The following is a 9,138-nucleotide window of genomic DNA, read 5'->3' as shown; positions in this document are numbered from 1 at the left end:
CCGCGGGTTTATCTGATTCAATTATGGCCTCGTCCTGGAACTGTGTTTCGAGGCCAGCCTCCGCGAGCTCATCTAGTTCAACCATGCTCTCCACCTCGGGGCTGGCTTCCGCGGGTTTATCTGATTCAACTATTTCCAAAATTTCGGGGTTGGCTTCCTCTGTTTCATCCAGCTCAACTATTTCCAGGGCCTCGTCTTGAGTAAGGTCGATAACTTCAAATTCCTCCTCATCCAATTTGTCAGATGTCATATCGGCAACGTCTACATCTGAGAGTTCAATATTCGTTTCGGAGTCATCTTCCTCGTTGGAAGCTTCAGAATCAGCAGTAGTCGTGTCGATTTTGGTCGTAGACGTAATCATTTCGCTAGAATCATACTCCAGAGTACTTTCTTCAGCATCATGCGTTGTAACTGTCAAATCGCTAAGAGCGTCACTGGTTCCATCCATCTGTGTTTCAATATCAAATTCACCTAATGAAATCTCTTCCATACCGGTGTCGAGAATCTCGCGCCTATCCGCCAAATCCTTTTCCTCATCATCCAAACCTATTTCAACTTCCTCACCTTCATCAAACTCATCGCTTTCGATCGTTTCAATGATTCCAGATGAATCCTGCGCTTCTTCGGTTTCAACTTCCCCGGTTTGGGTTTTGATCGAATCTTCAATAGTCGCGTCTTCCGAAGTATCCGTCTCAAATGCATCTATATCCGTGATTTCCTCGAAATCCTCAAAATCTTCATCGGAGAGGTCTTCGATGTCATTCAGGTTGACGATAGATTCATCGCCTGCTTGCTCGATTTCTGGGGATTCCATTACATCATGGCTCTCAGACACAGTAACGCTGTCGGATTTCGGAGTCTTGTCATTCTCATCAAACGAGGCTTCTTCAATACTCTTTTCTTTTCTATCCACCACCTCGTCGGTCATCTCGGCAGAATCGAGGATGTTAACCAGTTCGTCATCGGTTAACGCGATAGTTTCATCATCCTCATCATCGAAGAATCCGCCAGAATTTTCGGAGCTTTCAATTTGCGTTGCCGGAAGAGAACTTAGTTCGCTTATCTTATCTTTCAGTTGACGAATTTCATCCTTCAGGGCGTCGAGCTTCAATTCAATGCTGTGAATTTTGTCCGGAGATTTCGCACCTGCATCACTGCCCTCTGAAGCATATATTCCTGAAACTTTGGTAGAATCGTCTGCATATGGAGATGCCTCCAGTTTACCAAGGATTCTTTCCTCTTCCTCGGTTATCGGCAATTCTCCATTCTCCGAATCGTCGATATTCATAAGTTCAAGATTAGCATTTCCGTTAATCTCTCCAAGATTAGTCTTAACCCAAACACCATATCGTTCCAAGGTTTGCTCTACACTTTCTTTTTTGTCTGTGGCCATATAACCGCTCCCAAAAGGCAGTAAACTACCCCTCGATTATCGTCGAAATTCATTCACGGATTGAACCAATTCTCAGCTATCCATATTACCACATCTGTGAGTCAATGAATAGAGTGTTCTCAAGGACTGCATAATATTAGCCGTCAATCATAAGGTGAAACGGTTAGCCATTATCGGTGCATGTTATGCTGTTTTTTTGTCCAATTCTCTTTTATCCTTATTTTTTGGCGCAACTGAACTGACTGTGACAACTTCGAACCGAAAGCAATTGTTACTTGAAAACGTTGATACCCTTGAGAAAAAGCGATTACAACTCACCGCGAAACTTGAGGCGCTGCGAAGCGATCCGGAATCAGTGATTGTCGAAGCCAGGGCACTGGGATTTTATCGACATGGAGAGGAAGTGATATACCTTCAAAATCTGAAACCGTCGGAAATCACACTTGAAGCGGGTAGTGCACTATACCTGAAACCGCTGGAATCTTCAAATCGTGAATCACACAAGATAATCGCCATTGCCGTGGGTTTGCTTACACTGTTTCTATTCCTGGCGAATCGAAATTCCAGGTATGCTGATTAGGCGGAGCGACAGGAGCCTTCAACTGCTGGCAGCTACGCTACGGGCCGGGAGAATAGTGGCAATGGCATCGGACACGATTTATGGATTTGTTGGGAAGGCGCCAGACACAAGATTGGAGATACAAAAGATTAAGGCCAGGGAATTCAGCAAGCCCCTCCTTCAATTGATACCCAGTGTGGATGTACTTGAGAATTTGGGTGCCATCCTACCAAGTTCGGATATCCTGAAACTCTGGCCGGGGTATTTCACGTTCATTTTTAAGATGATTTCTGGTGAAAACGCATCGTTCAGAATACCGAAGGATAAGTACACTCAGAAATTGATTAGTGAATTGGGATTCAATCTTTACTCCACGAGTGCTAATCGAAGCGGTGAAGCTTCTATGAGCAATCCAATGGAAATTGAACGCATATTTGGCAATGCAATCTCTCTCGTAGAGGATTCAGGTGCTCTTACTACCCACATGCCTTCGACAGTGGTGGATGTAACAGTGACACCCCCCCGGATTATTCGACAAGGTGCCGGAATTTTGCCAGAGAAATATCTAAAACATTGATTATCTAGTTGGGTGATAGATTTCGAGCTTTGCGGTATTCAGGGATTGTTATCATAGGCGGTCGTTCATATTCAGGGATATTCCATTCAATAGTCTCATATAAGTCGTCGTGGGCTTGAAACTGCCTCAAAACTGTTGGGTAGTCACCCTCGCTATTTATGATACCATGCCTGCGCAAGCGTCTCAGGAAAGTTTGTATGATTCCGAAAGACATCTTGCCTAAATCTCTTGTTTCCTGGTTCCTATGAACACGTTGATCCAAATCGGTTTGCGCGAAAGTCTTCATTCCATGTTTCTGATAAACATCTATAAGGTGGCTAGTCTCTACTCCATAGCCAACCGGGAATGAAATAGTTTCAAGTACGCTTCGCCTGACGGCGTACTCACCGGAGAGGGGCTGGATAATAGCGGTCAGTTCCGGAAAAAATACACTAAAGAGTGGTCGTGTCAAAATCTCTGTTACCCTGCCACCCCCTGAGGGACGGATACTGTCCGAAAAGGTTAGGGGTCTATCATAAAATGCCTTGACATAGCTCACTTCCGGTCTGAAAATCAAGGGACCAATCAGCCCGTAGACAAATCTGGGATGGATGTTTTTTATGTCCGCGTCTATGTAAACAATGATGTCACCTTTAAGTTGATAAATCGCCTTCCAAAGGTTTTCGCCCTTGCCGGTTTTTGAACCCTCCCCAGGTAAAATCTCCGCAGACAAGTACGTGTCCGCTCCAAAACTGGATGCAACTTCCAAGGTTCGATCAGCGGATCCGGAGTCAACAACCGCTATTTCATCCAGAATGGGATAACGTTTCATCATCTCGGATTTGAATATCACAACTTCCTTTCCGATTGTTTTCTCTTCGTTGAGAGTGGGTATGCAAAGAGAAATTGTCAAACCCGAGGTTTTCTTTTGTTCAACCAAAGTTTTTAGATCGGCGAAAGCCGAGTGATGATAGGTGTTTTCCCTTATCCAATCGTTGATTTTCATCGGAGCATACCTCCTGAAAAGCCGATGCGTTTAGACATCTTCATAACCCTATCCAGTCGCTAGTGCTCCTTGGAACATTCCTCATCAATGGCTCGCAGCAGACCGGCGAGTTGAGCCAACCCTTTGCTTATAGGTTCGATAAACACCGATTCTTCAAGATCCCCGCCATTTTCTCCGTCTGTTAATCCGATAGTTAATGCGGGGATACCCTTGTCAATTAATGCGGTAACCTCGGAAGTGCTGGGCGTGATTCGCGGCGATATGCCAAGTTGATTTAAGATATTTCTACCGATATTATTCAAAGGGTGTGAGAACTCGGTTCCGCCAGACTTCCTAAGTGCGATTTTATTGAACTTCACAAGCGCACCTGTTTTCGATGTCATTTCCTCGGCCAGATAATTTATCCTAGAGGCCAGACTGGATACAATCTCGTCGGATTCGCTTCGGATTTCGAACCGAAGCCGGGCTTTTGTTGGCAGTGTGTTATACGAAGTTCCAGCTTCCATCTGGCCAAGAACGATTGTTGACTTCGGTTTTCTAGGTAGTGGAATTTCAAGGATTCGGTTAATCATATCGTTCATATCCACAATTGCCCCCACCGAGTTGAACTTGGTCCAGTCGTATAGCTCCGGAATCTTGTAGGTAAGCTCCCCCCGAAGCATTCCAATTGAAGAAAAACTCAAACGACCAATTTTGATTCCTTCCAGACAAAGCGCGGAGATCAAGGGGCGCTTGTAATTGTTCAACACAAATCTAATGCCTTCAAGATTGCCCTTCCCAAGGCTGCGGGTGCTGCCAAGTAGAACCAGATTCGAATCGAGTTCCAGGCCGATGCGCCGCAAGATAAGAGGCAGGGTGCCCAAAACAGCTACCCCGAGACTGTTATCACCAATCCCGGGGCCAATTGCTACATTGGGCTTGAGAGTTACCGTATGATCAATTGTATTATCAAACACCGAGTCCAGATGGGCTGTAACCAAGATGTCGTTATCACCCGTCCGGCCCGGCAAAATTCCGATTGCATTTCCCTTCTCGTCAATAGAGGTGTTTAGCATCTCGAGCTCGCTAAACCTGTCAACAAGGAATTTTGCCCGATTAAGTTCTTTGAAAGTAGGCGCGGGTATCTCGTTAACCATTACCATTGTGGAAAACACCGCCTCCCGGATACCTTCCAATTGGCGAACATATTCGTTAAGACTGTCAAGAATCGGACCGCATTGAGAACTCATCCATTTAAGAGTATACTACTTTGAACTAGACAGATGACAATGCTTTCTTCAAGTCTTCGATTATATCGTCTATATCTTCGATTCCTATCGACAGCCGAACCATATCCTGTTCGACGCCGGCGGCAAGCAGATCCGCCTCGCTCAGTTGAGAATGGGTTGTTGAAGCAGAATGAATCGCCAGGCTCTTGGCATCGCCGACATTCGCGACATGACTGAAAAGTTCAAGAGATTCAATGAATTTCTTTCCAGTTTCCCGACCGCCCTTAAGTCCAAATACAATCATCCCGCCAAATCCCCTTTTTAAATACTTCGATGCCGTTTGGTAGTTGCTATTGTCCTTCTCCAAGCCTGGATAACGAACCCACACGACTTCGGGGCGTGTCAACAAGAATTTCGCGACTTGGTGGGCATTTTTGGAATGCCTGTCCATTCTCAACGCCAGAGTTTCAAGTCCCTGGAGAAAAATCCATACGTTGTCAGGGCTAAGGCATGCGCCTAGATTTCTAAGCTGCACCAACCTCATCCTCAAGACAAAGGCAATTGGGGATAGGTCACCAAGATCGTGAGCATAGCGCAAACCATGATATCCGGAATCAGGTTCATTGAAAGTGGCAAATTTCGGATCTGTCCAGTCAAAAGACCCAGCATCAACCACCGCGCCCCCAACACCGGTTCCGTGTCCGCCAATCCATTTGGTTAAAGAATGAATCACAACGTCCGCCCCATGTTCAATGATATTTAGCAGATAGGGTGTGGTAAAAGTAGCGTCTACAATCACTGGGACATGGACATCGTTTGCAACCTTCCTGATAGCTTCAAAATCGGGTACTCGCAGAGAGGGGTTCCCAATAGTCTCATAATAAAAAGCTCTAGTTTTTTTGTTAGAAGCGTTCTTCCAGGCGGAAATGTCGTGGGGGTCGACATATCTTATGGTGATGCCGAATTGTGGCAGTATGTCTTTGAACTGACTGTAGGTGCCTCCATAGAGTTCTGAAGACGAGACTATTTCGTCTCCAACTCTCGCTACATTGATAATGCTGTTGAATACTGCGGCCGTACCTGATGATATGGCTAAAGCACCTGTCCCACCCTCAAGCTTCGCGAGTCTAGCCTCCAATACATCCTGAGTCGGGTTATTGAGCCTGGTGTAAATATGACCAAGCTCTTTCAGTGCAAAAAGATTTGCAGCATGTTCGGTGTCTCTGAAATTGTAAGAGACGGTTCGATTGATTGGGACAGCCCGCACGGAGTTTTTTCTGTCCCAGGCGCCATGTATAGCTGTAGTAGCAAATTTCACTTGTTTTCACTCTCCTGAAATAACCATGTGCTAAGATATCGTTCACCGGTATCACAGCCTATTGTAACAATAACCTTGCCCTTGTTCTCGTTTCTGGCAGCAATTTTCAATGCCGCCGCTACATTTCCGCCGGCTGATATCCCCACGAAAATGCCCTCTTCCTTAGATAGCCGCCTCGCGATATTTCCAGCCTCCTCTTCGTTGACAGTGACTATCTCATCCACAAGCTTGGTGTCCAACACGCCGGGAACAAAGCCGGCACCAATACCCTGTATTTTATGAGGACCGGGTTTTCCACCGGAGAGAACAGGAGAAGATACAGGTTCAACGGCGATTGCCTTCAATGATGGATTTTTCTTTCTTAGATATCTTGTTGCACCCGTTATCGTTCCACCCGTACCTACACCGGCGACAAGAATATCTACCCTGCCGTCAAGGTCTTGCCAGATTTCCGGACCCGTTGTCTTTTCGTGAAAATTCGGATTTGCAGGGTTATCGAATTGCCTTAAACCGATCGCCGAAGGGGATTTCTCAATCAGTTCCTCCGCGCGTCTTATTGCTCCACCCATCCCCTCATGAGCTGGAGTGAGATGCAGAGTTGCTCCCAGGGTGGTTAGTATTCGACGCCGTTCCATGCTCATCGATTCCGGCATTGTGAGGGCAAGCTTATACCCTCTCTGTGCGCAAATGAAGGCTAACGCTATTCCGGTATTTCCGCTGGTTGGTTCAACAACCAGGGTATCGGGGCCGATTAAACCCTTTTCCTCGGCGTCCTGAATCATTCCGAGACCTATGCGATCCTTAACGCTGCCCATTGGGTTGAAGGATTCGAGTTTGAGATAAATTTCGGTGTCACCAGGAGCAAGCACCCTGTTTAGCTTCACAAGGGGTGTCTTCCCTATTAATTCGCTTATGTTTTTTGCAAGCATATGAAGTCTCCCAAAGAGATGATAGTGAGTGTAAGTATCAACGCCATATTCATACAATAGCTACAGAGCGAACAAAGCGGCAAATTGTGCATTTTTATGGGATTATCAGGACTGGTTCTGCTATTTCGACTTGGAAGTGAATAGCTTGGAACCTTTTGAGGGGGAGAATCGACATTCGGCTAGCAAGACTTCGTCAACGTATCATCTCTTGCCATATATCTGCCAAGTGCTGTCAATTAAGGACTCAATATCGCTTCGCCACGCTCTCCAGCCGAATAATTTCTTTGCCAGCGTTGAACTCGCGATAAGTATTGCCGGATCGCCTGGACGTCTTGGCCCGACGGAGTGAGGGAAATCGACGCCCGTGATGCGAATTGCTTCCCTCACCATATGTGCAACGCTAATCCCCGATTCACTACCCAAATTAACCTTGGCGTTGGGGCCACCCCGAACGAGATAATCGATGGCAAGCACATGAGCGTCGGCTAAATCACTGACATGGATATAATCTCGCACACAGGTTCCATCGGAGGTATCATAGTCATCACCATAAATGGTTACGCCATTCCTCATTCCGGCGGCCGCCTCCATCAGAATCGGTAAGAGATTTTGAGGGTCTTTCTCCGGTTCGATTATACGATTATCATATCCGGCGGCATTGAAATAGCGAAGAGATACCGATCGAAATCCCTTCAAGTCACCATACCAATCCAAGAGATTTTCAATCTCCAATTTCGTGAAGCCATAAAAATTTTGCGGCTGTTTCGGGTGATTCTCGTCGATAGGCAGTTGAATCGGTTCGCCGAAAATGGCAGCGGAAGAGGAAAAAACCAACGGAGGGGACCTGGCCTCCAGCATCGAATTAAGGAGATTTATTGTTCCGCCAATATTGTTCAGAGCGTAATCAGCCGGTTTTTCCATGGATTCTCCGGCGGCTTTCAGCGCCGCCAAATGCACAACGGCATCCCATTCAGAGGATAGAACAGTTTCGAGAAGCCGCCTGTCTATTATGTCCCCTTCTATTATCCCGGCGCTCCTGGGACAATTATTGCGGCTTCCGGAGCGAAAATTATCGAGTATGGTAACTTCATCTCCCCTGTCCGCGAACGCATAACTAACATGACTGCCTATGTAACCGGCCCCGCCTACCACCAGTATCTTCATTTACACTCCCCATAGCTTACGCTTAATTCACGTTCCTTTAAAACTAACAAAGCAAAATGCAGCTTCAAGCGCTCGCGGTGCGGCAGCATTCCCAACCGGCCGCGGCAGTTGTCCAAGTTTCATTTTGTGGTTTTTCAAGTGCTTGCACAAGTTCCTGTTATTAGACATATTCGCACTATGAAAGAGATATCTGAATACGATTTCAGCATTGCAACCCTTGGACCGTGCAAAATTCCCTCTCCAAAACTTTCTTCAGCCGAATTGGGTGACACTATTGCAAACTTTGCCCGCGACGACCAGTACATCCTACGTGCGAGCACCACAGACGCGGCCACGGTAGGGCGCGAATACGATCCTGCCTGGATGCTCGAGGAGGCCGGCCCACGCGAGAAAATCTACTTCATACCCAGCCATTGCCACGCCGCTATAGTAACCTGCGGGGGTCTCTGCCCCGGGCTCAACGACGTAATCCGTGCGATAACCAGAACTCTCTATTATTTCTATGGAGTCGAAAGAATTAGCGGAATCAGGTATGGATTTCGCGGTTTCCATCCAAAATTCAAACTATCTCCCTCCCGGCTCGATCCGGACATAGTCGACGACATACATAATCTGGGTGGATCCTTTCTAGGATCGTCGCGGGGCTATGGTGAGGTGGAACCCATCGTCGATTCACTTGAGAGAATGAATATCAATGTGCTCTTTACCATAGGCGGTGATGGCACCCAAAGAGCCACCCTTGATATAACGGAGGAGATAGAGAAGCGTGGCCTGAAAATATCCTGTGTGGGAATTCCCAAAACAATAGACAACGACGTTATGTTCGTTCAAAGATCTTTCGGATTCGACACCGCGGTTGCAAAAGCGGTGGAAGCCGTGGGCGCGGCTCACATCGAAGCGAAAAGCGCCCCTGACGGCATTGGCCTTGTGCAGGTGATGGGTCGCGATTCAGGATTCATCGCTGCGCATACCACACTGTCAACCAGCGATGTTAATTTCTGCCTG

Annotated in this window: 9 protein-coding genes; 3 read left to right on the top strand and 6 right to left on the bottom strand. The window is 46.8% G+C overall.

The annotated features are described in order from the left end of the window. Nucleotides 1-1,393, bottom strand: a 1,393-nt coding sequence (locus tag S1OALGB6SA_RS06790; protein ID WP_148084047.1) for a hypothetical protein, incomplete at its 3' end; no start/stop codon positions are given. 196 nt (nt 1,394-1,589) lie between these two features. Between S1OALGB6SA_RS06790 and S1OALGB6SA_RS06785 the strand changes: the two genes are divergently transcribed. After that, the gene (locus S1OALGB6SA_RS06785) at nt 1,590-1,973 is read left to right on the top strand and encodes a hypothetical protein (protein ID WP_124032961.1); all 384 of its coding nucleotides are present in this window, start codon (nt 1,590-1,592) and stop codon (nt 1,971-1,973) included. Then, on the top strand, nt 1,963-2,529 hold the full coding sequence (locus tag S1OALGB6SA_RS06780) for an L-threonylcarbamoyladenylate synthase (protein ID WP_037562666.1): 567 nt from the start codon (nt 1,963-1,965) through the stop codon (nt 2,527-2,529). Before S1OALGB6SA_RS06785 ends, S1OALGB6SA_RS06780 begins: the two co-directional genes overlap by 11 nt. Nucleotides 2,530-2,533: 4 nt before the next feature. On the opposite strand, the gene S1OALGB6SA_RS06775 is transcribed toward S1OALGB6SA_RS06780, so the two are convergent. The 5 genes from S1OALGB6SA_RS06775 to galE form a co-directional block, all read right to left on the bottom strand. Next, entirely contained in the window at nt 2,534-3,514 is a 981-nt protein-coding gene (locus S1OALGB6SA_RS06775; protein WP_037562664.1) for a glucosyl-3-phosphoglycerate synthase, read from the bottom strand. Nucleotides 3,515-3,573: 59 nt separating this feature from the next. Continuing rightward, a complete protein-coding gene (locus tag S1OALGB6SA_RS06770; RefSeq protein ID WP_037562662.1) occupies nt 3,574-4,743 on the bottom strand; it encodes a M28 family peptidase in 1,170 nt (389 codons plus the stop codon). Between the two features lie 25 nt (nt 4,744-4,768). Then, nucleotides 4,769-6,040, bottom strand: coding sequence for an O-acetylhomoserine aminocarboxypropyltransferase/cysteine synthase family protein (locus tag S1OALGB6SA_RS06765; protein WP_037562660.1), 1,272 nt, complete (start codon nt 6,038-6,040; stop codon nt 4,769-4,771). Further along, nucleotides 6,037-6,969, bottom strand: a complete 933-nt coding sequence (cysK, locus tag S1OALGB6SA_RS06760; protein ID WP_037562658.1) for a cysteine synthase A — start codon at nt 6,967-6,969, stop codon at nt 6,037-6,039. The genes S1OALGB6SA_RS06765 and cysK overlap by 4 nt, the downstream gene beginning before the upstream one ends. Nucleotides 6,970-7,170: 201 nt before the next feature. Further along, nucleotides 7,171-8,133, bottom strand: a complete 963-nt coding sequence (gene galE / locus S1OALGB6SA_RS06755) for a UDP-glucose 4-epimerase GalE (RefSeq protein WP_124032960.1) — start codon at nt 8,131-8,133, stop codon at nt 7,171-7,173. Nucleotides 8,134-8,310: 177 nt separating this feature from the next. On the opposite strand from galE, the gene S1OALGB6SA_RS06750 reads away from it, so the two are divergent. Continuing rightward, nucleotides 8,311-9,138, top strand: an 828-nt coding sequence (locus S1OALGB6SA_RS06750; protein WP_195910347.1) for a 6-phosphofructokinase, incomplete at its 3' end; no start/stop codon positions are given.

The organism is Olavius algarvensis spirochete endosymbiont, assembly GCA_900608495.1.
Lineage (GTDB): Bacteria > Spirochaetota > Spirochaetia > DSM-2461 > DSM-2461 > UBA2779.
This window is presented reverse-complemented; position numbering and strand designations above follow the sequence as displayed.

What these genes read in the sequence shown, in the direction of transcription:
- S1OALGB6SA_RS06780 (WP_037562666.1), top strand. Translation starts at nt 1,963, where the DNA reads ATGCTGATTAGGCGGAGCGACAGGAGCCTTCAACTGCTGGCAGCTACG.
- galE (WP_124032960.1), bottom strand. Translation starts at nt 8,133, where the DNA reads ATGAAGATACTGGTGGTAGGCGGGGCCGGTTACATAGGCAGTCATGTT.
- cysK (WP_037562658.1), bottom strand. Translation starts at nt 6,969, where the DNA reads ATGCTTGCAAAAAACATAAGCGAATTAATAGGGAAGACACCCCTTGTG.
- S1OALGB6SA_RS06775 (WP_037562664.1), bottom strand. Translation starts at nt 3,514, where the DNA reads ATGAAAATCAACGATTGGATAAGGGAAAACACCTATCATCACTCGGCT.
- S1OALGB6SA_RS06770 (WP_037562662.1), bottom strand. Translation starts at nt 4,743, where the DNA reads ATGAGTTCTCAATGCGGTCCGATTCTTGACAGTCTTAACGAATATGTT.